Annotated in this window: 22 protein-coding genes; 7 read left to right on the forward strand and 15 right to left on the reverse strand. The window is 65.3% G+C overall.

What is annotated here, in order from left to right:
* Positions 1-40: 40 nt before the first annotated feature.
* The 8 genes from NLM31_RS31805 to NLM31_RS31840 form a co-directional block, all read right to left on the reverse strand.
* Complete coding sequence (locus NLM31_RS31805; RefSeq protein ID WP_254133240.1) at positions 41-355, reverse strand: septal ring lytic transglycosylase RlpA family protein; 315 nt, start codon at positions 353-355, stop codon at positions 41-43.
* A 103-nt stretch (positions 356-458) separates the two neighbouring features.
* Positions 459-1,304, reverse strand: coding sequence for a CmcJ/NvfI family oxidoreductase (locus NLM31_RS31810; RefSeq protein ID WP_254194884.1), 846 nt, complete (start codon positions 1,302-1,304; stop codon positions 459-461).
* Between the two features lie 366 nt (positions 1,305-1,670).
* The gene (locus tag NLM31_RS31815) at positions 1,671-2,609 is read right to left on the reverse strand and encodes an ABC transporter substrate-binding protein (RefSeq protein ID WP_254194885.1); all 939 of its coding nucleotides are present in this window, start codon (positions 2,607-2,609) and stop codon (positions 1,671-1,673) included.
* Positions 2,606-3,700, reverse strand: coding sequence for an LLM class flavin-dependent oxidoreductase (locus NLM31_RS31820; RefSeq protein WP_254194886.1), 1,095 nt, complete (start codon positions 3,698-3,700; stop codon positions 2,606-2,608). The genes NLM31_RS31815 and NLM31_RS31820 overlap by 4 nt, the downstream gene beginning before the upstream one ends.
* Positions 3,701-3,727: 27 nt before the next feature.
* The gene (locus NLM31_RS31825) at positions 3,728-4,900 is read right to left on the reverse strand and encodes an acyl-CoA dehydrogenase family protein (RefSeq protein WP_254133244.1); all 1,173 of its coding nucleotides are present in this window, start codon (positions 4,898-4,900) and stop codon (positions 3,728-3,730) included.
* A complete protein-coding gene (locus NLM31_RS31830; protein WP_254133245.1) occupies positions 4,894-5,694 on the reverse strand; it encodes an ABC transporter ATP-binding protein in 801 nt (266 codons plus the stop codon). Before NLM31_RS31830 ends, NLM31_RS31825 begins: the two co-directional genes overlap by 7 nt.
* Complete coding sequence (locus tag NLM31_RS31835; RefSeq protein ID WP_254133246.1) at positions 5,688-6,710, reverse strand: ABC transporter permease; 1,023 nt, start codon at positions 6,708-6,710, stop codon at positions 5,688-5,690. Before NLM31_RS31835 ends, NLM31_RS31830 begins: the two co-directional genes overlap by 7 nt.
* Positions 6,688-7,791 carry an ABC transporter substrate-binding protein gene (locus NLM31_RS31840; protein ID WP_254133247.1) on the reverse strand — a complete coding sequence of 368 codons (1,104 nt, stop codon included), beginning with the start codon at positions 7,789-7,791 and terminating at the stop codon, positions 6,688-6,690. Before NLM31_RS31840 ends, NLM31_RS31835 begins: the two co-directional genes overlap by 23 nt.
* 487 nt (positions 7,792-8,278) lie before the next feature.
* On the opposite strand from NLM31_RS31840, the gene NLM31_RS31845 reads away from it, so the two are divergent.
* Complete coding sequence (locus NLM31_RS31845) at positions 8,279-9,259, forward strand: ABC transporter substrate-binding protein (protein WP_254133248.1); 981 nt, start codon at positions 8,279-8,281, stop codon at positions 9,257-9,259.
* Positions 9,260-9,395: 136 nt separating this feature from the next.
* Here the strand turns inward: NLM31_RS31845 and NLM31_RS31850 are convergent, their stop codons facing one another.
* Positions 9,396-9,830, reverse strand: a complete 435-nt coding sequence (locus tag NLM31_RS31850; RefSeq protein WP_254194887.1) for a hypothetical protein — start codon at positions 9,828-9,830, stop codon at positions 9,396-9,398.
* A 333-nt stretch (positions 9,831-10,163) separates the two neighbouring features.
* Here NLM31_RS31850 and glgC point away from each other — a divergent pair, with 333 nt between their 5' ends.
* Both glgC and glgA read left to right on the forward strand, forming a co-directional pair.
* Positions 10,164-11,426 carry a glucose-1-phosphate adenylyltransferase gene (glgC, locus tag NLM31_RS31855; protein ID WP_254133250.1) on the forward strand — a complete coding sequence of 421 codons (1,263 nt, stop codon included), beginning with the start codon at positions 10,164-10,166 and terminating at the stop codon, positions 11,424-11,426.
* Positions 11,423-12,859 (forward strand): glycogen synthase GlgA, encoded by a 1,437-nt coding sequence (gene glgA / locus NLM31_RS31860; protein ID WP_254133251.1) that lies wholly within the window; start codon positions 11,423-11,425, stop codon positions 12,857-12,859. Before glgC ends, glgA begins: the two co-directional genes overlap by 4 nt.
* Positions 12,860-12,943: 84 nt before the next feature.
* On the opposite strand, the gene NLM31_RS31865 is transcribed toward glgA, so the two are convergent.
* Complete coding sequence (locus tag NLM31_RS31865) at positions 12,944-13,738, reverse strand: class III extradiol ring-cleavage dioxygenase (RefSeq protein WP_254133252.1); 795 nt, start codon at positions 13,736-13,738, stop codon at positions 12,944-12,946.
* A gap of 157 nt (positions 13,739-13,895) precedes the next feature.
* On the opposite strand from NLM31_RS31865, the gene NLM31_RS31870 reads away from it, so the two are divergent.
* Positions 13,896-14,075: a hypothetical protein gene (locus NLM31_RS31870; RefSeq protein ID WP_027519499.1), complete on the forward strand. Its 180-nt coding sequence runs from the start codon at positions 13,896-13,898 to the stop codon at positions 14,073-14,075.
* 7 nt (positions 14,076-14,082) lie between these two features.
* On the opposite strand, the gene NLM31_RS31875 is transcribed toward NLM31_RS31870, so the two are convergent.
* Together NLM31_RS31875 and NLM31_RS31880 are read right to left on the reverse strand one after the other, a co-directional pair.
* Complete coding sequence (locus tag NLM31_RS31875; RefSeq protein ID WP_254133253.1) at positions 14,083-15,552, reverse strand: carboxylesterase/lipase family protein; 1,470 nt, start codon at positions 15,550-15,552, stop codon at positions 14,083-14,085.
* 319 nt (positions 15,553-15,871) lie between these two features.
* Positions 15,872-16,120: a hypothetical protein gene (locus NLM31_RS31880; RefSeq protein WP_309143731.1), complete on the reverse strand. Its 249-nt coding sequence runs from the start codon at positions 16,118-16,120 to the stop codon at positions 15,872-15,874.
* Positions 16,121-16,309: 189 nt separating this feature from the next.
* Between NLM31_RS31880 and NLM31_RS31885 the strand changes: the two genes are divergently transcribed.
* From NLM31_RS31885 to NLM31_RS31895, 3 genes are all read left to right on the forward strand, one after another.
* The gene (locus NLM31_RS31885; protein ID WP_254194888.1) at positions 16,310-19,000 is read left to right on the forward strand and encodes an alpha/beta hydrolase fold domain-containing protein; all 2,691 of its coding nucleotides are present in this window, start codon (positions 16,310-16,312) and stop codon (positions 18,998-19,000) included.
* A gap of 129 nt (positions 19,001-19,129) precedes the next feature.
* Positions 19,130-19,402, forward strand: coding sequence for a hypothetical protein (locus NLM31_RS31890; RefSeq protein WP_254133256.1), 273 nt, complete (start codon positions 19,130-19,132; stop codon positions 19,400-19,402).
* A gap of 128 nt (positions 19,403-19,530) precedes the next feature.
* Positions 19,531-19,836, forward strand: a complete 306-nt coding sequence (locus NLM31_RS31895) for a hypothetical protein (protein WP_254133257.1) — start codon at positions 19,531-19,533, stop codon at positions 19,834-19,836.
* A 273-nt stretch (positions 19,837-20,109) separates the two neighbouring features.
* Here NLM31_RS31895 and NLM31_RS31900 read toward each other — a convergent pair whose 3' ends face one another.
* The 3 genes from NLM31_RS31900 to NLM31_RS31910 all read right to left on the reverse strand — a co-directional run bounded on the left by NLM31_RS31900 (position 20,110) and on the right by NLM31_RS31910 (position 21,187).
* Complete coding sequence (locus NLM31_RS31900; protein ID WP_254133258.1) at positions 20,110-20,262, reverse strand: hypothetical protein; 153 nt, start codon at positions 20,260-20,262, stop codon at positions 20,110-20,112.
* A gap of 93 nt (positions 20,263-20,355) precedes the next feature.
* A complete protein-coding gene (locus NLM31_RS31905; protein WP_254194889.1) occupies positions 20,356-20,880 on the reverse strand; it encodes a septal ring lytic transglycosylase RlpA family protein in 525 nt (174 codons plus the stop codon).
* A 148-nt stretch (positions 20,881-21,028) separates the two neighbouring features.
* Complete coding sequence (locus NLM31_RS31910; protein WP_254194890.1) at positions 21,029-21,187, reverse strand: hypothetical protein; 159 nt, start codon at positions 21,185-21,187, stop codon at positions 21,029-21,031.
* Positions 21,188-21,203 lie beyond the last annotated feature (16 nt).

Here is a 21,203-nt window from a genome sequence, read left to right on the forward strand (position 1 = left end):
CCCCCCTTGCTTTGGGCGGCACTATAGCGAGATGGCAGAGCTATTCCACCGAGACCCGCACCACGCCTGCGCTCATCATGCCGAGCGCGCGGGCGGCGGGCACCGAGAGATCGACGATGCGGCCGCGGATGAACGGGCCGCGATCGTTGACGCGGCATTGGATGGTGCGGCCGCTATAGGACACCTTGAGCACGCTGCCGAACGGACGCGTCCGGTGCGCGCAGGTCAGCTCGCCGCCTCTCCCGGCTTTCCCGTATCCATAATAAGAGGCAAGTCCGCTTTCGGCATGGGCGACGGAAAATGCAGAAAGCGAAAAACTGATCAGGCAAAACAATAGCGTCGGCTGCGCTCGCACGGCACCGCTCCCGGTTTACCCTGCCACGCGCTGCAACGTCGTCCGGTTCCATTTGGTTCCGGGAACACTGCCGGGCATCGCCCGGCAGTGCCATCACACATTGTTACTGTTTATGAAAGACCAGCGTACGCACCTCGATGCTCTCGCGCGGCGCGGCGTCGGCCGGCGTGGTCGGATCGATAAAGGCGGTATGCGGCCCGAAACGGGTGCGGCCGTCGGTCGCCGAGTCATAGCATTTGAGCAGCAGCGCCTCGTCCGCTGTCATCTCCGGGAAATAGAACCAGCGGTGGTTCGGATTGTATTTCACCGAATAGGTTTCGCCGCGGCGATTGGGATAGATCAGGTCGGACGCGACGAGATCCTCGGGAGAGACCGTGGTGCCATCGACCATCGCGAGCGGTGAATCGCGTAAAGGTCCCCGGATCGGCCGCCAGAGGTTGATCACCTGGACACGCCCCTTGAGCAGTTCCTCGGCTTCGTCAGGCAGATGCTCGCGCACACGGTTGGCACCGGAGACGTCGGTCTGGTCGACATGCACGCGCGTCGCGGGCTGGCGCGGGCCGCCGTCGCGAATATCAGGAGCACCCTCGACGCGCCTGCGCACGGTGTGGTCGAAGATGACGACGCGGTCGGCTTTCAGCGTCGCGCGCAGAAAGGCCTCGACAGCAGGATAGTAGACAGCGCGGATTTCCTCGTCGTTGTAAAAGTCCTTGACCTGGTTCGGATGGCGCACCAGCGCAAAGCCCTCGCGATCGAGCGAGAAATTGTCGGCGATCAGGCGCGCATCGAAGATCGGCACCTGGTGCGGCTCGGGCAACGACGTGCTTTTCGGCTCGCCCGGCGGTGGATCGAAGGCGTAAGTGCGTGGCTTGCCGGAGACCGGCGCGAGATAGTTGAGTTCGGCGGTGACGAAGGGAAGCGATTCGATTTTTGTTTCTTGCAGGCCCATGGCCGGTCTCCCGATGTGGTCGTCCGGTTGATTTTTGACGGAGTCGAGCGTGGCGCAAGAGTGAGGATGCAAATAGCAATGCGGGCCTTGTTCTCGACGTGAAATGCAGAAGGAACGTGTCGAGGAAGGCGACTGAGTTGGAATGCGTTCTATCCGGTTCACGGATGCTTGAGAGCCTTGTGAGATCTCGTGCCCCGGACGCAGCGCATCACTATAAGCGCGTTTACGCGCGTCTTCGACGCGCTATGGGTGCGCTGCTGAGCCGGGGCCGATGTTGTGAGGGAATTTTGCGCCGCATGGGTCCCGGCTCTGCGCAGCAGCGTTTCACGCTGCAGCGCGTCCGGGACACGAGAACAAGCCGAGTGGCTACAACCCCGCCTTCGCAATAGCATCCGCAAACGAGCGGTCGACAATCTCCGCCGCATCGAGCTTCTGCTTGATCAGGCCCCAGCGGAAGTAGAGATCGATCGTGCTCTGCTCGTCCGCGACCACGCCGTCGTCGATCGGCGCGATGCGGATTTTAGCGCGCGACAGCCAATTCTGCGGGACGGCGGTCGGGATGTTCATCAGCTTGCCCCAGGTCTCGGCATAACCGTTGGCATTGGTCAGCGACCACGCCCGCGCCACGGTGAGACGGCGGATGAAGTCGGTCAGCTCCGCGCGCTTGTCGCGGATCGCATCCGGCCGCGCCACCTGGAAGCTCAGGCCCGGCGTCAGGCCTTCCGAAGTGATGATGCGGCGCGACTTGAACAGCACCTCTTCCTGGCTGACGTAAGGCTCCCAGGTCGACCACGCATCGACCGCGCCTTGTGTGTAGGCGATCTTGGCATCCGACGGCGCCAGAAATGCGATCTGCACGTCGCTTGCAGCCCAGCCGTTCTTGTCCAGCGCGGCCAGGATCAGCTGGTGTCCGATCGAGCCGCGGCCGGTGGCGATCTTCTTGCCCCGGAGATCCGCAAAACTCTTGATCGGCGAATTTTCGGGCACGAGGATCGCGAGCCCCTCGCCGGTCTGCCGGATCGCGGCGATCGCCTTCACCGGAGCGCCGGAGGCGGCGGCGAAGGTGAAGGGCGCGTCGCCGACGAGCCCGGTCTCGATGGCGCCTGCGCTCAGCGCCTCCAGCAGAGGTGCGGCCGCCGGAAACTCCTTCCACTCGATCTTGTAGGGGAGATCCTTGAGCACGCCTGCGGCTTCCATCACCGCCTGCGAATTGCCCTTCTGGTCGCCGACGCGCAGCGTCGTCTGCGCGGCCGCAAGATCAGCGCCCGCAAAAGCGAGCGCTGCAGCAATGATGAACCGGATCATTCCGCCGCGATCCCCCGCTGCTGATCGCGTTCGGCGATCAGCTTGCGTGTCAGCGGAATCAGCTCGCGGCCGTAGTCGATGGCGTCCGGAAGCGGATCGAACCCGCGGATCAGGAAGTGGCTGACGCCGAGATCGTAATAGTCGGCGAAGACCTCGGCGACCTGCGCCGGCGTGCCGACCAGCGCAGTCGAGTTGCTGTTGGCGCCGGTGAGCTTTGCGATCTCGGTCCACAGCCGCTTGTCGACGCGCGCGCCCTGGTCGGCGGCCGCCAGCAGGCGCTTGGCGCCCTCGGTCGCGTGATTGGGCCGGCGATAGCCGGTCTGGTCCTGCAGCGCCGTGGCACGCTCGAGGATCCCTTCGGCCTTCTTCCAGGCGGCCTCCTCGGTGTCGGCGAGGATCGGCCGCACCGACAGGCTGAAGCGCGGGCTTGGCCGCCCATGCTTTGCGGCCGCCGCGCGCACCCGCGCGGTGACGTCGCGCACCTGGGCGTAGGATTCGCCCCACAGCGCAAAGGTGTCGGCATGCTTGCCCGAAACCTCGATCGCGGCATCGGAGCCGCCGCCGACGAAGGTGTAGATGCCGCCCTTCTGCAGCGGCTTCACCTGCGAAAATCCGTTCTCGACGGTGTAGTACTTGCCGCTGTAGTTGAACGGCTTCTCGCTGGTCCATTCCAGCCGCACCACGTCGAGGAATTCGCTGGTGCGGGCGTAGCGCTCGTCCTTGTCGTCGAGCGTGTTGCCGTCCTGGCGCAGCTCGATGGCATTGCCGCCGGTGATGACGTGCAGCGAGACGCGGCCGTCATAGAGTTGATCGAGCGTGGCCAACTGGCGCGCCAGCAGCGTCGGCGCCGTAAAACCCGGCCGCTGCGCGATCATCACCTTGAGCTGCTTGGTGATGGTCAGCACGTGCTGGGCGATCTGCAACGCATCCGGCGTGGTCGAATGGAACGCCAGCAGCGCACGGTCGAAGCCCGCGAGCTCATGCGCCTTCGCCACCGTCTCGATGTAATGCGGATCGAGCACCGGCCCCTGGCGCACGATGGTCTCGGAAGCGTTGCTGTTTGCGATGAAGCCGATGAACTCGACCGACATGATGGTCTCCCTGTTGTTTTCTGAAAGCTAGTGGCCCAATGCGGCGCGGCCGAGGCCGGTGCGCGTGGCATCGTCCTGCGGCGTGTGCACGCGTCCGCACAGGACATCGCGATAGTGCCGCTCCAGCGGATTGCTGCGGGACAGGCCGTGATTGCCGGTCAGCGACAGCGCGTCCTCGACCGCGGCGACCGCATTGTTGGTGACCGTCAGCTTGATGACGTTGGATTCGCCGGTGGAGAGATCGACGCCGTCGTCGAAATCGCGGGCGAAGGTGTCGAGCAGCCGGGCATTGACCGCGAGCCTGGCCTCGATGGCACCGAGGATCTCCTGCGCGCGCGGCAGGGTGGCAAGCGGCGCGCCGAGACTGGCGGGAACGCGCTGCTTCAGGAACTGGACGAACCAGTCCCGCGCCGCACGGGCAATGCCGTCATAGATCGCGGCGACGAAGACGGTGTGCACGGTTGCCTGCGTAATGTCGCGCGCATTCCAATCCGCGGGCTTGCGGACATCGACCTCGGCATCGAGCGGGATCACGACATCATCGAAGATGACGTCGTGGCTGCCGCTGGCACGCAGGCCGTGATGATCCCAGGTCTCGACGATGCGCGTGCCCGGCAGGCCCGCCGGCACCAGGAACTGGCCGACGCGCGGCTCGGCCTCGTCGGTCCGGGCCCAGACCAGGTACCATTTCAGGATCGGCGATCCCGTCGAATAGATCTTGTGGCCGGTCAGGCGCCAGCCGGTCTCGGTGCGGCGCGCAATCGTCGCCGGCAGCCCGCCGCGCGACGGCGAGCCGAGCTCGGGTTCGACCCGCAATGCGTTGACGAGCGCTGTGCCTTCGACCGTCTCGCGCGCGAGCTTGCGCGACAGCCGCAACGGCCAGGTCGGGCTCCGCCCCATCACCAGATGGTTGATGTAGTGCATCGACAGCACCAGCGCGGTCGACGGATCGGCCTTGCCGATGATGCCGAGGACACGCGCGGTGTAGCGCGCGCCCGCACCGGCCCCGCCGAGCGCGGCCGGCACCGTCAGCGCGAGCAGGCCGGCCTCGGACAGCTCGCGAAAATTCTCGAAGGGAAAGCTGCCGGTGCGGTCATGCTCGGCCGCACGCGCGGCAAAGCCCGGCGCGAGCGCCTCGGCGCGGGCGATGTAGTCGGGCTCGCTATGGGCCACCCGTCCCTGAACTACAGAAGTCACCATGTCGCATCCAATCCCAAGAGGCCAAGAATCTGACGGCGCAGATCGGCCAGATACGGGTCGCCGCGATGACGCGGATAGGGCCGGTCGACGCGGATGTCGGCCTTCACGCGCGCGGGCCGCTCGCTGAAGACGATGACGCGGTTGGCGAGCACCAGCGCCTCCTCCGCATCATGCGTGACGAGGAGCGTGGTGAAGCCCTTGCGCTGCCACAGCGACACCAGCTCGGCCTGCATGGTGATGCGGGTGAGTGAGTCGAGCTTGCCCAGCGGCTCGTCCAGGATCAGGATCTTGGGATCGTTGACCAGCGCACGGGCCAGCGCGACGCGCTGCGCCATGCCGCCGGAGAGCTGATGCGGATAGGCGGTGCGGAAGTCCGACAGCCCGACGAGGTCGAGCGCGGCATCGACGCGGTGCCGCTGGCTCTTCAAGATGCCCTGCGCCTCCAGCCCCAGCGCGACGTTGTCCCAGACCGTGCGCCAGGGAAACAGCGTCGGGTCCTGGAACACGACGACGCGCGACGGATGTGGCCGGGTGATGCGGACTTCGTCCTCGCGCAGGCTTCCCGATTTGGGCTTGTCGAGGCCGGCGACGAGCCGCAGCAACGTTGATTTGCCGCAGCCGGACGGGCCGAGCAGCGCAACGAACTCGCCGGGCTCGACGGCGATGCTGACCTCGCTGAGCACCGGCAGCTCGGCGCCGTCGATGTCGAAGGCATGGCTGACCTGCTCGATATCGAGCGCGGCGCCCGCAGCCGGATGCGCGGGGACTTCGGCCAATGCGGCTGCCGCTACCATTTCACGGTCCCCTTCTGCCAGACCAGCAGGCGGTCACGGACCGAAAACAGCAGCGTGATCGCGCCGGAGCAGAGCAGCGACATCACGATCAGCGCCGCATACATGTTGGCGTAGGCCGCCCAGCCTTGCGCCCATTGCAGGTACCAGCCGAGCCCGGCTTTGACGCCGATCATCTCGGCGACGACGAGCACGGCAAAGGACGCGCCGAGGCCCATGAACAGGCCGACGAAAACGTGCGGCAGCGCGGCGGGGATCGCCACTTTCAGCACCAGGAACGATGGCTTTGCCCCCAGCGTGCGCGCGACGTCGTAATAGGCGTTGCTGACGCTGGCGACTCCCGACCAGGTCAGCACCGTGACCGGAAATCCGGTCGCGAGCGCGATCAGGAAGGTCGAGGCGCTCCAGCTCGACGGGAAGGTGAAAAAGGCAATCGGCAACCAGGCTGTCGCCGGCAGCGGGCCGATGAAGCGCAACAACGGATGCACCCAATAGCCGACCGCGCGCGACCAGCCGATCGAGACGCCGGTCAGGAAGCCGACCGTGGCGCCGATGAGATAGCCGCCGAGCTGAAGCTTGACCGAGGCGAGCACGCTGTCGAGCAGTTTTGGCAGGTCGTCGGTATAGACCTCGATGATCGATTGCGGCGGCGGAAAGAACGGCAGCGGCAGCCAGGCGAATTTTGCGGTGGCGAGCTCCCACAAGGTCAGGACAGCGCCGAGCGCAATGAGCCACGGCGCGCGCTGGCGCAGGGCCTTGCCCGCCGATCCCAGATAGTCCGCACCGACAGTCCCGAACAGGGCGATCGCAGCGATGACGAAGGCGGCAATGCCGAGCGAATGCGTGCGCGACCAGTCGCCGACGTCCTCCCACCACAGGCAGGAGAGACCGAACACGATCCAGGCCGCGCTGGCGGCCACGCCGGCGCCGGATTCCCGCAGCCATGTCGCAAGCAGCGACCCGCCCGAAAGGCGCGGCGCGCCGGACGCGACGCCGTCAGACAGCGAATACGTCGACATAGATGCGCTCCGCGAATTTGGCGGTATCGGTGCTCTGCTTGAAGACCTGCACGCTCTTCAAATCGTCGGCATATCCCTTGAGCTCGCGCTTCAGCACCTCTCCGACGGGATGATGATGGTGGGTGTGGTAGCGCACCATACCCTCGATGTCGGCGAGCGATGCCGTCTTCGGCGCGTAAGGCTGGAACGATTTCGCCGTCACGGCCGGATTCTGCGCGGTGAACATCGCGGCATCGAGCAGCGCTTGCGTGAGGGCGCGCGCGACCTGCGGCTCCTCGCGCACCAGGCTGCCACGCAAGCCGAGGATGCAGCAGCTCTTGTCGCGATATTCGCCATCGAGATTGGAAGCGACTTCCTTGTACTGGCTGTCCTTGAGCCAGAGATAGCCAAGCGGGTCCGACGACAGGAAGGCCTGTACCTCGCCCTTCTGGACCGCGACGTCGAGCAAATTGCCGGGATAGGCGCGCCAGTCGACATCCCTGGTCGGATCGATGCCGAGCTTGGCCAGCTGAATGGAGAAGAAATTCTTGTCCGGGCCGCCGAGGTCGCCGACCGCGACGATCTTGCCCTTGAGATCGGCGAGCTTGCTCACGTTGGAATCGGCGCGGGTCAGCACGCGCATGCAGCCGCCATGGGTGCCGGCGGCGATCTTAACATCAAAGCCCTGCTCCAGCGGCTTCAACCAGCGTAGCGCCATGCCGAGGCCGGCATCGCTTTTTCCCGTCGCGATCGCCTCGAGCAACTGGTCGGTCGAGCCGGAATAATTGATCAGCTCGACGTCGAGATTCTGCTTCTGGAAGAAGCCGTGCTCGATGGCGACCGGCACCGGAGCGAGACAGACCGCACCGGCATTCCAGGACAGTTTCAGCTTGCGCGGCGCGCCGGTGAGCGCGGGCGCGTCCGAGGCCGTCCGGCACAGCGGGAACTCCGAGAGGTCGACGCCGGGCGCGATCGCCTGTGGTGCAAAGGCCTGTGCTGCACCGAAAGCACCGAGCGGCGCGGCGAAAGCTGCAGCCAACCCCGCCTGAAGCAGATGACGCCGATCGAGGCCCGCCCCGGTGCGCTTGTCGTCGTTGCCCATCAGCCCCACTCCTGAGTTGGCACGGCTCCACCATTCACGCAACGCTTCGCGTTGCGCATGTTCCGTGCGGAGCTGCGTTAAGAGAATATTTTTCGCGGGCACTTTTTGCGCCGCGTTGATGCGATGCGCAAATCATGCGGCGCGCCTGCCGCATCGTCAATGAAATGGAATTTCGAATGTGGCGCGATGCGAAGTCATTCTCTCCATCGACGCGCAGAACGACGATGAAACGATTTTCGCGGTGGCATCATCCCGCAACGACGCGCTGCGGCTCCATCGGTTGCTGGATTTTTGCGCATCTGCGACCGCGCACGCCGCGCGTTCTCGAAATCTGCGCCGCGCTGAAACGTCATTGCCCAAGGCATCCGCAATACGGATAGCCATTTCATTGACTGCGCATCACGCAACCATAGACTTGAATCTCTCGCTGCATCACGCGCCCACGTGTCGTGGGCCAAAGTCACAAGCAAGCAACACGACAGATCACATGAGCATCAACTCCCACGACCATTCCATCACGCGCCGGTTGGCGGCCTCGCTGTTTGCTGCCGCCGTCACCTTGTCGACGGCAGCCGCGTCGTTCGCGGCCGATACGGTCGTGCTGCGCGTCGGCGACCAGAAGGGCGGCAACCGCTCGCTGCTCGAAATCTCCGGCTACGCCAAGGACCTGCCCTACAGAATCGAATGGTCGGAATTCCCGGCGGCAGCGCCGATCCTGGAAGCGCTCAATGCCGGCGCGCTCGACGTCGGCTACACCGGCGATCTCTCCTTCCTGTCGGTCTATGCGGCCGGCGCGCCGATCAAGGCGATCGGCGGCACCAAGTCGGATGCGAAGACGCAAGCGATCCTGGTGCGCCAGGATTCACCGATCAGGTCGGCCGCCGATCTCAAGGGCAAACGCCTCGCCGGCACGCGCGGCGGCTGGGGCCAGTTCCTGATCGATGCGACGCTGGAGAAGGCGCAGATCAAGCTGGAGGACGCGACCTTCGCGCCGCTCGGCCCGGTCGATGCCAAGGTCGCGCTGGTGGCCGGCTCGGTCGACGCATGGGCGGTGTGGGAGCCCTATGTCTCGTTCGCCACCTTGAAGGACAAGGCGCGCGTGATCGCCGACGGCGAAGGCCTGACGCCCACCATCACCTTCATCGTCGCCACCGACAGCGCCATCGCCACCAAGCGCGCGGCGGTGCAGGACCTGCTGCAGCGGCTGAACAAGGCCCGGCTATGGTCGCTGGATCACATCAGTGAATATGCCAGGAGCACGGCCGAGCTGACAAAACTGCCCGAGGACGTGCTGCTGGCGGCCTACACCGCGCAGCGCACCAGCCCGATCGTGATCGACGAGAGCGTCGTGAAGGAGGTACAGGAAGCCTCCGACCGCTCGACGCGCTACGGCATCCTGCCGAAGACCCTCGACGTCAGCAAAGCCGTCGACCGCAGCTTCACCGCCGCGGCCGCGGGATCGAACTAGCGCGGGAGCGGCGAGATGCGCAGGCTTCGCCTCAAAGCCGGCCCGCTGCATCTCGCCGCGATCGTGCTCGGGCATCTCGCCTGCATGAGCTTGATCGTGTGGCTATCGCTTTAGGCCATCACTCAGGCCTGCGCGATCACCAATAGTGTTGGTAGTAGGGACGGTAATAGGCCCGCGGCCGATAGTAGCCATAGCTGTAATAAGGACGGGGACGATAGTAGGGACGGTAGCCGTAGCCGTAACCCGCTCCGTAACCGCCGCCATAATAGGCCGGCGCATACCCGTAGCCGTAGCCCGGCCCTGGATACCCATAGCCACCGTAATACGGCCCGCCGCCGTAATAACCATGGGGCCCGCCGCTGGCGATGGCGCTCCCGATGATCGCGCCGGCCGCAAGGCCGCCAAAGCCCCATCCCCAGCCACGCCAATAGACCGGCGTGACATCATCCCCGGCCGCGGCCTTCATGGTCGCAACATGGGTCGGTAGCGGGGCCGCTGCCGCCTGCCCGGTCGGGCCCGCCACGACCGCAGCCGTGAGCGAGCAGGCAATTGCCGTTTTCCAGATCTTCATCGCCTTTCTCCCTCTGAGGTTTCGTTACGGAAAAGGATCGCAGCGTCATGTTTCAGGCATCCCGCCGTCAAGTCGAATCCTCGAGCTTGCGTGCAGCGCACAAGATGCCGCAGGTGCCCGAAATATGATCCTCCGCGGCGCCGACATGACACCGGGACGACGGCTCCGGAGGGCCGGCGCCCCCGGGGCAAAGCGTTAAGCTTCCCATGCGTTCGCAACCAACAAGCACCTTCCCGATTTACTATTCGTACCGTTACTATCGGTTCCAACGATGCGCGGCCGGGAAGCGTCTCGCGAAGGCCTTGGTATGCGCCTGAGTTCAGGGAGGATGACATGAGTGCTGCCGGAAATGAGCCGCTTGCCCGCCAGGCCCTGGCATTTGTCCTGGCTGGCGGACGCGGCAGCCGGCTGCTGGAATTGACCGACCGGCGCGCCAAGCCCGCGGTCTATTTCGGCGGCAAATCCCGCATCATCGATTTCGCGCTGTCGAACGCGGTTAACTCCGGCATCCGCCGCATCGCGGTCGCCACCCAGTACAAGGCGCACAGCCTCATCCGGCATCTTCAGATGGGCTGGAACTTCTTCCGTCCCGAGCGCAACGAGAGCTTTGACATCCTGCCTGCGAGCCAGCGCGTCTCGGAGAACATGTGGTATGTCGGCACGGCGGACGCGATCTACCAGAACATCGACATCATCGAGTCGCACAACGCCCGCTTCATCGTGGTGCTGGCCGGCGATCACGTTTATAAAATGGATTACGAGGTGATGCTGCGACAGCACGTCGACAGCGGCGCCGACGTCACCGTCGGCTGCCTCGAGATGCCGCGCGCGGAATCCTCCGGCTTCGGCATCATGCATGTCGACGAGAACGGCTGGATCCAGCAGTTCCTGGAGAAGCCCAAGGATCCGCCGCCGATGCCGGGCAAGCCTGATGTCTCGCTCGCCAGCATGGGCATCTACGTGTTCGACGCCAAATTCCTGTTCGACCAGCTGAAGCGCGACGCCGAGGATACCAACTCCAGTCACGATTTCGGCAAGGACATCATTCCCTACATCGTCAAGAACGGCCGCGCCATCGCGCATCAGTTCTCGACCTCCTGCGTGCGCTCGGGCAACGACCCCCGCTCCTATTGGCGCGATGCAGGCACGGTGGATGCCTATTGGGCCGCCAATATCGACCTCACTGACGTGGTGCCGGAGCTCGACCTGTTCGACCGCGCCTGGCCGATCTGGTCTTATGCGGAGATCACGCCGCCGGCGAAGTTCGTCCATGACGAGGAGACCCGGCGCGGTTCGGCCGTGAGCTCGCTGGTCTCCGGCGGCTGCATCATCTCCGGCGCGGCGCTGCGCCGCTCCCTGCTGTTCACCGGCGTGCGCATCAATTCCTATGCCCATGTCGAGAACGCCGTGATCATGCCTTACGTGAATGTGGGACGCGGAGCTCGCTTGAAGAACGTCGTGATCGATCGCGGCGTCGAGATCCCCGAAGGCCTCGTGGTCGGAGAGGATCCCGAGTTCGACGCAAAGCGTTTCCGCACCACCGAACAGGGCATATCGCTCGTCACCCAATCGATGCTCGACAGGCTCAATACATGACGCCTGTTCGCGTCCTTGCGGTCGCCTCTGAAGTCTACCCCATCGTCAAGACCGGCGGCCTCGCGGATGTTGCCGGAGCGCTGCCGATCGCGCTGAAGGCGCATGGCGTCGAGATGCGCACGCTGATGCCGGGCTACCCGGATGTGATGCGACTGCTGTCGGGCGCGGAAGAGATCCGGCGCTGGCCGGATTATTTCGGCGGGCCCGGGCGACTGCTCGCGGGCTCCCATGACGGGCTCGACCTGTTCGTGCTGGATGTGCCGCATCTCTACGCGCGGCCCGGTAATCCCTACGTCACCGCCGAGGGTGTCGACTGGCCGGACAACGGCGTGCGCTTCGCCGCGCTGGCGCGCATCGCGGCCGACATCGGCCACGGTCTCGTCGCGGCCTTCGTGCCCGATGTCGTGCATGCCCATGACTGGCAGGCCGGGCTGGCGCCGGCCTATCTGCACTACGATGGCGGGGCGCGGCCCGGCACCGTGATGACCATTCACAACATGGCCTATCAAGGCAAGTTCGACCGCACGCTGGCGGCCGCGATCGGCTTGCCCCACGACGCGTCGTTCGACGTCCACGGCCTCGAATATTTCGGTGGCATCAGCTTCTTGAAAGCCGGGCTGCAACTGGCCGATCGCATCACCACGGTGTCGCCGACGTATGCGCAGGAGATCCAGAGCGACGAGGGCGGCATGGGGCTCGGCGGCCTGCTGCGCGAGCGCGCAAGCGTGCTGAGCGGCATCCTCAACGGCATCGACGTCGACGTGTGGAATCCACACACCGATCCGCACATCGCCTACCGCTTCAGCGCCGAGGAGCTGTCGTTTCGCTCGGCCAACAAAGCGGCGCTGCAGCAGCGGTTCGGCCTAGAACCGCGGCCGGATGCGCTGCTGCTCGGCGTTATCAGCCGCCTGTCATGGCAGAAGGGGCTCGATCTGCTGCTGGATTCCATGCCCACCATCCTGGGCGATGGGATGCAATTGGCCCTGCTCGGCAGCGGCGATGCCGAACTGCAGGATCGCTACCAGGCAACTGCGCGCGGACATCAGGGCCGGATCGCGGCCGTGATCGGCTATGACGAGGCGCTCGCGCATCTGATCCAGGCCGGCTCAGACGCCCTGATCGTGCCGTCGCGGTTCGAGCCGTGCGGGCTGACCCAGCTCTGCGCGCTGCGCTACGGCGCCGTTCCGATCGTGTCGCGCGTCGGCGGCCTCGCCGATACCGTGAACGAGACGACCGGCTTCACCTTCGGGCCCGTGACATCGGCCAATCTCTCGGCAGCGCTGGGGCGCGCGAGCTTCACCTTCCATGACAGGGCGGCGTGGCGGCAATTGCAGCTCGCGGGCCTCGCGACCGACGTATCCTGGCGCAACCGGGCCGGCGAGTACGCGGCACTCTATCGCGGCCTGATGGCATCCCGCTTGCGCGGTGCGTAGGGCGGATTAGCCGAAGGCGTAGTCCGCCGCCTTTGGTGCGGCCCGATGGCGGATTACGCTTCGCTAATCCGCCCTACGAATTCATCACCCGAACACATACGACGCCATCGCCACATTCGCGACCTCGTCGACGAAGACGCGCTTGCCGACGTCGTTGCCGGCCGCGCCCGCCGCGACCATCAGCGGCAGCAGATGGTCCTCTCGCGGATGGGCGAGGCGCGCACTCGGCGCGTTCTCCCAGTCGACCAGCATCGCATTGCGACGCGCCGCATCCGGATTGCCGATCGCCTCGTTCAGATAGGCCTCGAAATCGTATGAGACGGGCTTGGACTCCGCGCGGCCAAAACCGCGCATGTTGTGATAGGTGAGGCCGCTGCCGACGATCAGAATGCCTTCGTCGCGCAGCGAGGCGATCGCCTGCCCGACCTTGACGTGCTCGGCCGCGTCATAGCTCGACTTCAGCGACAGCAGCACAATCGGCATGTCGGCGTTGGGATACATCAGGCCGAGCGGCACGAACGTGCCATGGTCAAAACCCTGATTGGGATCTTCCCGGCAATCCAGGCCCGCGCGCGTGAGCAGCGTCCTCACCTCCGCAGCCAGCTCGGGCTGGCCCGGCGCCGGATATGTGATGTGGTAGGTATGCTCGGGGAAACCGTAATAGTCGTACACCATCGGCGGATGCGCCGAAGTCGACACGGTGAAGGCGTCGGCCTCCCAATGGCCCGTGATGACGAGCACGGCCTTGGGCTTTGCGGGCAGAAGCTGCGGCAGCCGACCGAACTCTGCGGCCGTCTTTGCATACTGCACCCGCCGGTCCTCCATGAAGGGCCAGGGGCCGCCGCCGTGGGACAGGAACAGGGTCGGAAATCGCGTCATTTGTGCCAGCTCGTTTCGTGGACGACATGCGCGTGTAGCAGTCGCGCAATCGGCGGCGAGCATAGGCAAACCCGTATGGTTAGCAAGTCGTTAACGATTTGCCGCCCACAATCCGGCGTGGCCGAAGGAATCGGCCTGAAGACAAGCGAGACGTGAGATGAAGAAGTTTGCGCTGGGGGACGTCGTCAACAGTGACAAGGGCCGCCGCGGCGTCGTTCGCGCCGCCTATCGGTCGAAGGAAGGCCAGCAGTTCTATGCCGTCGAGAAGGACGGCGCGATGGACTATCTGGAAGAAGACCGGCTGAGCCCGGCGCCGCGCGTCGAGCTCGCGGCTTAACTCCAACTCATTTTCCGTTTTCGCGCGCGAGCCGGTCCAGACGCTCCACCCAGGGGTCGTCGCCGCTCATGATGCGATCATTCGTGATCAGCAGCAGATGATCGCGGTCCGCGACCGCGTCCCAGTGCGGCAGCTCCGCGCCGTTCGGGTCGCCGCTCCTGGCAAAGTTGATCCAGTAAGCCCGCATGCGGTTTGCGACCTCGCGGTCCCGTCGCGAGAAGATGCCCGCACCGGGCACGCCCTCCGCGCCGAAGATGAACTGCAGCTCGCGCCCGTGGCCTTCGTCGGGATTGCTGCGCCGGGCTTCCGGCACGTAGGCAAAGCGATAGCGGAAGGTCGGTGCGCCGGTCGCGGCATGAAGCCGGGCGAGCATGCGCACCGGCTCGGAGAAGACCTTGTCGGTGTAGAAGCTCGCCGCAACGTCCGACGGCCTCGCGGCACCCGGATAGAGCTTGCGCAGCGCGTCGATGCTCTCGCCCGAAGCGGACAACATCTCCTTGACCTCGAGCTCGCTGTCGAAACGGGTCTCGTCGTCATTCGACCCGATGATCAGGGGAATGCGGCTCTCATGTGCCGCTGCAAATCCCGCGGCGACGTCTTCCGTCACCAGCTGCCCGTCCATCGCCGGCGCAAAGCTGCGCGGCGCTTTGTCCAGCAGACGTTTTTCCGTGGCAAGCAGACGTGCCGGTTCGACGGCACGCAGATCCGCCCCGTGCCCGAGCGCTGCAACAAATTGCCGGCCTGCGGCCTCGGCCTCCTGCGACGAAGGCAGGCGTGCGCGGCCGGGCACCGATTGCAGGATGGCCTTTTGGAAGAGATCGCGGGACTGGGCGCACAGCATCAGCAGCGCGATCGACGTGGCACCGGCGCCGTTGCCGAACAGCGTGACGTTGTTCGCATCGCCGCCGAAGGCCGCGATGTTGTCGTGCACCCAGCGCAGCGCCGTGACCTGGTCCATCAGGCCGAAATTACCGGAGCCGCCGTCCGACAGCGCGGGATGCGTCAGCCAGCCGAGCGCGCCGAGACGATAATTCACGGTGACGATGATGAGCCCGGCCTGCGCAAACAATGAGCCGTCGAACAGCGGATCACTGGCGGTGCCCACGAAAAAATCGCCGCCATGAATGAACACCATCACCGGCAGCGGCCCGTCGACGCCGAAGGGACGAAACACGTTGAGCGTCAGGCAATCCTCGCGCCCGGCCGGCAGCGATGGCTGGAGACAGGGCGCGCCATAATCGTAGGCCGTGCTCATCTCCGAACTCTCGGGCAATGCCTGCGGCGGACGCCAGCGCAGGCTGCCGACCGGCGGCGCTGCATAAGCAAGGCCCTTGAATGAGGCCACCTCGCCTTTGACGGCGCCGAGCATCTGGCCTTCGCGCGTCAACGCAAATGGAAATTGCCCAACCGGCTGGGCCACGGCCGCGCCGGCAGAGAGCAATGCAAAGGCTGCAATGAGCGCAAGCAGGGACCGCATCTTCGGGGGATCTCGATGCGCGAAAATGTTGCCCGTCAGGTTACGTCCGCGGCCCGCTGTGAGGCAAGCGTTGCGACGTTCTTACCTCGCCCCGCTTACGGGGAGAGGTCGGATCGCTCTTGCGATCCGGGTGAGGGGGTACAGGCCCATCGGCAATCTCATCTGTGGAGAGAGGCCCCTCACCCCAACCCTCTCAGCGCGAGCGAAGCTCGTCGCGCCCCCGCATCCGCCTTCGCCCGAAGGCGGGCTTCGTCGGACAAGAGCGCGGGGCGAGGGAGCGCACCTTCGGCGCGGCAAGCGACCGGCTTGATCGCAGCCGCTACCCGCCCTTGGCAATGATCTCCGCCAGCGCACGTCGTGCGATGATGCCGAGCTCGCCGAGCGTGGAGTGGCCGGATTGCGCCGCCTCGATCAGGCGCTCGGCGATGAACCTGCGGCTGTCATGACCGCCGCCATGCGGCAATTGGCGGCACGTCTCCTCCAGGACGACGTCCATGTTGGCTTTGGTGCGCTCACTCAACTCTGTCATGACGCCCGGTCGGTACGCGTGGCTTGTAGCCGCAAGCATACACAGACGGATCATGCATGATTAGCCCGGGTAATCACGGCCATTGTGCATCGCGATGCGTGCATTGAAGCAGGGTTCGCGCCGCCACGATGACGCCGCAACGACTACCGAAGATTGCACTTGCTCTGATGACAAGCCGGGCCTGCAGGACTAGCCTGCCGGCAAAACAAAATACACGGGAGGAATACCATGCCGGACGCAATGGTCGCCGCACGTGAGTCCAAGGCGGCGAGTGGAACAGCCCAACAGGTCGATGTTGCCGTGGTCGGCGCCGGATTTGCCGGCCTCTATCTTCTTCATCGCCTGCGCAAGGCCGGCCTCTCGGCCGTCGGTCTCGACGAAGCCGGCGACGTCGGCGGCACCTGGTACTGGAACCGCTATCCCGGCGCGCGCTGCGATATCCAAACCATCGACTACAGCTACACGTTCGATCCGGAGCTCGACAAGGTCTGGACCTGGTCGGAAAAATACGCGGCCCAGCCCGAGATCCTGCGCTATCTCGGCTTCGTCGCCGACCGCTACGATCTGCGCCGCGACTTCCGCTTCAAGACCAAGGTCACCGAAGCCAGATGGGACGCGAAGGCCGAGCGCTGGCAGCTCAGCACCGACAACGGCGCGCCAGTCTCCTGCCGCCATTACATCATGGCCACCGGCTGCCTCTCCGCGCCCAAACCGCCGGAGATCGACGGCGTCAAGGACTTCAAGGGCCAGGTCTACTTCACCGGACGCTGGCCGCATGACGGCGTCAATCTCGCCGGCAAGCGCGTCGCCGTGATCGGCACGGGATCGTCGGCGATCCAGTCGATCCCGTTGATCGCCGAGCAGGCCGCGCACCTCGCCGTGTTCCAGCGCACGCCGAATTTCGCGCTGCCTGCGCATAACGGCCCCTCGCCGGCCGATCGCAGGGACTTCTTCCTGAGCGACCGCGCGGCCTATCGCGAGCAGGCGCGCCAGTCGATGACCGGCGTTCCCTATCCGCAGCAAACCGTCGTGAGCTGGCAATTGAGCGATGCCGAACGTCGTGAGCGGTTTGAACGTGCCTGGGCAGCCGGCGATCTCGTCCACATCCTGACGCAGCTCTGGGCCGATCAGGGCGTCGACGTCGACGGCAACAAGATCGTCCAGGACCTGATCCGCGAGAAGATCTCGGCGGCCGTGAAGGATCCGGAGACGGCCGCGGCGCTGATGCCGCACGATCATCCCTTTGGCGCCAAGCGTCCCTGCCTCGATACCAACTACTACGCGACCTACAACCGGCCGAACGTCACGCTGGTCAATCTGCGCCAGGAGCCGATCAAGGCGATCACCGCAGGCGGCATCACCACCGGCAAGCGCAGCTTCGACGTCGAAATCATCGTGTTCGCGACCGGCTTCGACGCCATGACCGGCGCGATCCGCGCCGTGCATCCGATCACGGGGCGCAACGGCAAGTCGCTCACCGATGTCTGGGCGCAGGGACCGCAGAGCTATCTCGGTCTCACGGTCGAGGGCTTCCCGAACTTCTTCATGATCACGGGACCCGGCAGCCCGTCGGTGCTGTCGAACATGGCGGTGTCGATCGAGCAGCATGTCGACTGGGTCGTCGATCGCCTCGCCGCATTGCGCGACGCCGGCTTCACCACGATCGAGCCGACCGAGACGGCGCAGGCCGGCTGGGGCCGGCACATGACCGACTGCTCGATGGTGACGCTGCACCGGCTCGCCAACACCTGGTACACGGGCGCCAACGTGCCCGGCAAGGTGCAGGGCCTGATGCCCTATACCGGCGGCGTAGGTCCCTATCGCAGCATCTGCGACGAGGTCACGAGCCGCGGCATGCTCGGCTTCAAGCTCACCGGTCCCAACGTCGCCGCGCAATGCAATGACGGCGAGGTGGTGAAGCTGCAGCCGGACGTGCGGCTGGTGCTGAACCTGCTGGCGTCGCTGAACCTGCCGCCGATCGAGTCGATGGGCGCGATCGGCGCGCGCGCCTTCGTCAATGAGTTCAACAAGGGCCGGCCGGCGGGACGGCTGATCGGCGAAATCGTCGACGGCACCCTGCCCGGCGCCGATGGCCCGCTGCCTTATCGCGTCTACAAGCCGGCCACACCGGGCCCGCATCAGGTCGTCGTTTATTTCCACGGCGGCGGCTGGGTGCTCGGCGACGAGCAGTCGGACGAACCGTTCTGCCGCGACATGGTGCGGCGAACCGGCATGACCTTTGTCAGCGTCGGCTATCGCCACGCGCCGGAGCACCGCTTCCCCACCGCGGCCGAAGACGGCTATGCGGCGACGCGCTGGATCTCGGAGCATCTGGCCGAGCTCGGCGGTAAGCCGGGCCCGGTGCTGGTGGCAGGCTGGAGCGCCGGCGGCAACATCGCCGCCGTCTCCTGCCAGCTCGCGCGCGACCGCGGCGGGCCGGAGATCGCGGGCCAGCTGCTGGTGTGTCCGGTCACCGACTGCAGCTTCGACCGGCCCTCCTACAACGACAATGCGACCGGCTACTTCCTGACGCGGTCGCTGATGTACTGGTTCTGGGACCTCTACTGCTCGCCGGCCGACCGCACCGATCCGCGCGTCTCGCCGCTGCGCGGCAAGGTCGCCGGCCTGCCGCCGGCCTTCGTCGTCACCTGCGAGTTCGATCCGCTGCGCGACGAGGGTGTCGCCTATGCGGACGCGATGGCGGCCGCCGGCGTCCCGGTCGAGCAGCTCAAGGCGCACGGCCATTTCCACTCGTCCTTTGCGATGGTCGATGTGGTGATCACCGGCGTCTCCGGCCGGGTGCAGATGGCCGAAGCCTTGCGGCGCTTCGCCGGGCTTCCGCCGGAGGTCAGCCGCGGCGACGACACCGGTCAGGGCCATGCGAGCCCAGGGCACAGAATCGCTGCAGCCGCGAGTTGAGACGCCATCGGCCGGGAACCTTTTCCCGGCCACTGCGTTATCGGCGCGTGGCATTGAGATGCAGCGATGCGTATGGGCCCTGGCACGCCGATGAGTGTGTTGGGGCCCTGTTTGCGTGAGGCGAGGACGATGGGTGGCGTATCAGTTGATTCAAAGGTCGATTTCAGTGCGCTCGCGGTGCTGCACAAATGGCCCTCGCTCGGAAACCAGCGCCGGCCGGACCGGGTATCCTATCAGGTGAGCGAAGGCACGCTCGACGAGTGCATCTCGGCCTTCATGGAGAAGCCCGCGCCGACCCGGCATCTCTATGACATCCACACGGCGCCGCAGCCGCCGCTGGTCACGGACATCCTCTCGCCGGAGCACGTCCTGGAGCTGTCGCGGCTGCGGGAATTTCTCTGACCGCACGAACATTCCAATACCGCACGCTCACGACAAGCGTCCCGCTGGCGTCCTGTGATTTCCGCAGGAACCTTCTTCCGGTTTTTCCCGTTAACCGGGATCGGAAGCCAAAAGCGTGAGTGTCTGAGATGCTTGAAGCTGGCGTGAAATCCCCGGACGTGCCCTATGGCGCTGACCAGACCTTGTTCGTGGTGATCGATCGCCTCGACAAGGCGACCGAGATCCGCATCGAGCGGAGCGATCTCGAAGCCACCATCGGCGAACTCGTCGCCGGCTGCTTCAACGACCCGATCAAGGTGATCTCGTTCAACACGCTCGAGCACTGGATGAAGGATATCTCGACCGAAATCGCCGATGAGATCCAGGCCCGCTGCGATATCGACGGCGTGACGCTGCCCGATTATCTCAGCGATTTCGTCGAGAGCCATAGCTAGCGCGCCCTGTCGTCTCGCGCGATCATCGCAGCCAACAAAAAGCGCCGCTTCCGCGGCGCTTTTCGTGTGTCGGCATCACAACCCTAGTGGTGCCAGAAGATTGCCAGCAGCAGAATGACCGGCAGCGGCACGCCAAGCAACCAGAGCAGTGCACCTCGTCCAAAGCCCATGACTTCCTCCTCCATGTCTGTGCTGACATGACGCCGGACAGGAGAAGAAGTTCCGCGGTTTGCGGCGAGGGCAAATGCGTTCAGAGCATGGATCTAAACGGCGTCAGGCGCGCCGGCGGCCGGCGATGACTTCGATCTCGCGGCGGCGGTCGCCGGCGAAGGTCAGGAGCTTTTCGATCGTCAGCGTATCCGTGATCCGTTTGGCAAGTCGCTCGGCGCGCGCAGCCTGATCTTCGAGATACTGGATCGTGTTCAAGCGCCGTCTCCACCAAAGCCCCGAATTGCCGGGCGCCCATGGTGCGGGAGAGCAGCTAACAGCCGGTTAAGCGCGGCGTATCCGGATCATGCTCTATTGCACGACGTCGAGCCGGACATTGGCGAGACCCTTGTCGACCATGCCGAGCGCCTCGGCGGCGGACGGCGAGATGTCGACCACGCGGCCGCGGACGAACGGCCCGCGGTCGTTGACACGGACAGTCACGAAGCGGCCGGAGGAGACATCGGTGACGCGCAACTTGGTGCCGAACGGCAGCGTCGGATGGGCCGCGGTCAATTCGTTCTTGTCGAACTTCTCGCCGCTCGCGGTCTCCGTATCCGAATAGAAGCTCGCAACGCCATGCGACGACGTCTGCCTCGCGCTCGCGACGTCATGAGACCGATGCGGCCGGTAGATCGGACGCGGATGCAGCGCCGCGACCCGGTGCGGACGCTCGATCGCGGTCTGCCTTGTGGTGGGAGCGAGATCGGCCCTTTGCCGGCCGGTCGGTGATTGCGCGCACGCCGCGAGCGAGGCGGCGCCGATGATCGCGAGCAGCAACCGGCTCGAGGTTGCCAGCGAAATTCGGGCAGTTTCGGCACTTGCAATGCATGACATGATGCGCCCTCCGAACAACCCTGAGTTTCGGTGGGCAATGAGGGCAGAACCTTGGCTGAACAAAAGCGGCCTTGCGGCCACCATCGTTTCGCGCCGGCTGTGATGAATCCACCACAGTTGTCCCGGATCGATACAGATGAGCGGGGAACTAGTTCGATACGATGCGCCAGACGATCGGGTGCGTCTCCGGCCGCGCCTCGCCGCGCTCGACCTCGCCGGTGACGAGCCGCATCAGTTCACGCCGATAGAGCAGCCGCCAGCCGGATTTCAGGCTGGCGAGAAAGTCGAGCTCCCGTTGCGTCAGCATGCACATCATGAACCCG

The organism is Bradyrhizobium sp. CCGUVB4N (assembly GCF_024199945.1).
Classification (GTDB): domain Bacteria; phylum Pseudomonadota; class Alphaproteobacteria; order Rhizobiales; family Xanthobacteraceae; genus Bradyrhizobium.

What these genes read in the sequence shown, in the direction of transcription:
- glgC (WP_254133250.1), top strand. Translation starts at nt 10,164, where the DNA reads ATGAGTGCTGCCGGAAATGAGCCGCTTGCCCGCCAGGCCCTGGCATTT.
- NLM31_RS31880 (WP_309143731.1), bottom strand. Translation starts at nt 16,120, where the DNA reads ATGCTTGCGGCTACAAGCCACGCGTACCGACCGGGCGTCATGACAGAG.
- NLM31_RS31845 (WP_254133248.1), top strand. Translation starts at nt 8,279, where the DNA reads ATGAGCATCAACTCCCACGACCATTCCATCACGCGCCGGTTGGCGGCC.
- NLM31_RS31815 (WP_254194885.1), bottom strand. Translation starts at nt 2,609, where the DNA reads ATGATCCGGTTCATCATTGCTGCAGCGCTCGCTTTTGCGGGCGCTGAT.
- NLM31_RS31825 (WP_254133244.1), bottom strand. Translation starts at nt 4,900, where the DNA reads ATGGTGACTTCTGTAGTTCAGGGACGGGTGGCCCATAGCGAGCCCGAC.
- NLM31_RS31835 (WP_254133246.1), bottom strand. Translation starts at nt 6,710, where the DNA reads ATGTCGACGTATTCGCTGTCTGACGGCGTCGCGTCCGGCGCGCCGCGC.
- NLM31_RS31820 (WP_254194886.1), bottom strand. Translation starts at nt 3,700, where the DNA reads ATGTCGGTCGAGTTCATCGGCTTCATCGCAAACAGCAACGCTTCCGAG.
- glgA (WP_254133251.1), top strand. Translation starts at nt 11,423, where the DNA reads ATGACGCCTGTTCGCGTCCTTGCGGTCGCCTCTGAAGTCTACCCCATC.
- NLM31_RS31830 (WP_254133245.1), bottom strand. Translation starts at nt 5,694, where the DNA reads ATGGTAGCGGCAGCCGCATTGGCCGAAGTCCCCGCGCATCCGGCTGCG.
- NLM31_RS31910 (WP_254194890.1), bottom strand. Translation starts at nt 21,187, where the DNA reads ATGCTGACGCAACGGGAGCTCGACTTTCTCGCCAGCCTGAAATCCGGC.
- NLM31_RS31840 (WP_254133247.1), bottom strand. Translation starts at nt 7,791, where the DNA reads ATGGGCAACGACGACAAGCGCACCGGGGCGGGCCTCGATCGGCGTCAT.
- NLM31_RS31890 (WP_254133256.1), top strand. Translation starts at nt 19,130, where the DNA reads ATGGGTGGCGTATCAGTTGATTCAAAGGTCGATTTCAGTGCGCTCGCG.
- NLM31_RS31865 (WP_254133252.1), bottom strand. Translation starts at nt 13,738, where the DNA reads ATGACGCGATTTCCGACCCTGTTCCTGTCCCACGGCGGCGGCCCCTGG.
- NLM31_RS31885 (WP_254194888.1), top strand. Translation starts at nt 16,310, where the DNA reads ATGCCGGACGCAATGGTCGCCGCACGTGAGTCCAAGGCGGCGAGTGGA.
- NLM31_RS31850 (WP_254194887.1), bottom strand. Translation starts at nt 9,830, where the DNA reads ATGAAGATCTGGAAAACGGCAATTGCCTGCTCGCTCACGGCTGCGGTC.
- NLM31_RS31895 (WP_254133257.1), top strand. Translation starts at nt 19,531, where the DNA reads ATGCTTGAAGCTGGCGTGAAATCCCCGGACGTGCCCTATGGCGCTGAC.
- NLM31_RS31875 (WP_254133253.1), bottom strand. Translation starts at nt 15,552, where the DNA reads ATGCGGTCCCTGCTTGCGCTCATTGCAGCCTTTGCATTGCTCTCTGCC.
- NLM31_RS31905 (WP_254194889.1), bottom strand. Translation starts at nt 20,880, where the DNA reads ATGTCATGCATTGCAAGTGCCGAAACTGCCCGAATTTCGCTGGCAACC.
- NLM31_RS31870 (WP_027519499.1), top strand. Translation starts at nt 13,896, where the DNA reads ATGAAGAAGTTTGCGCTGGGGGACGTCGTCAACAGTGACAAGGGCCGC.
- NLM31_RS31810 (WP_254194884.1), bottom strand. Translation starts at nt 1,304, where the DNA reads ATGGGCCTGCAAGAAACAAAAATCGAATCGCTTCCCTTCGTCACCGCC.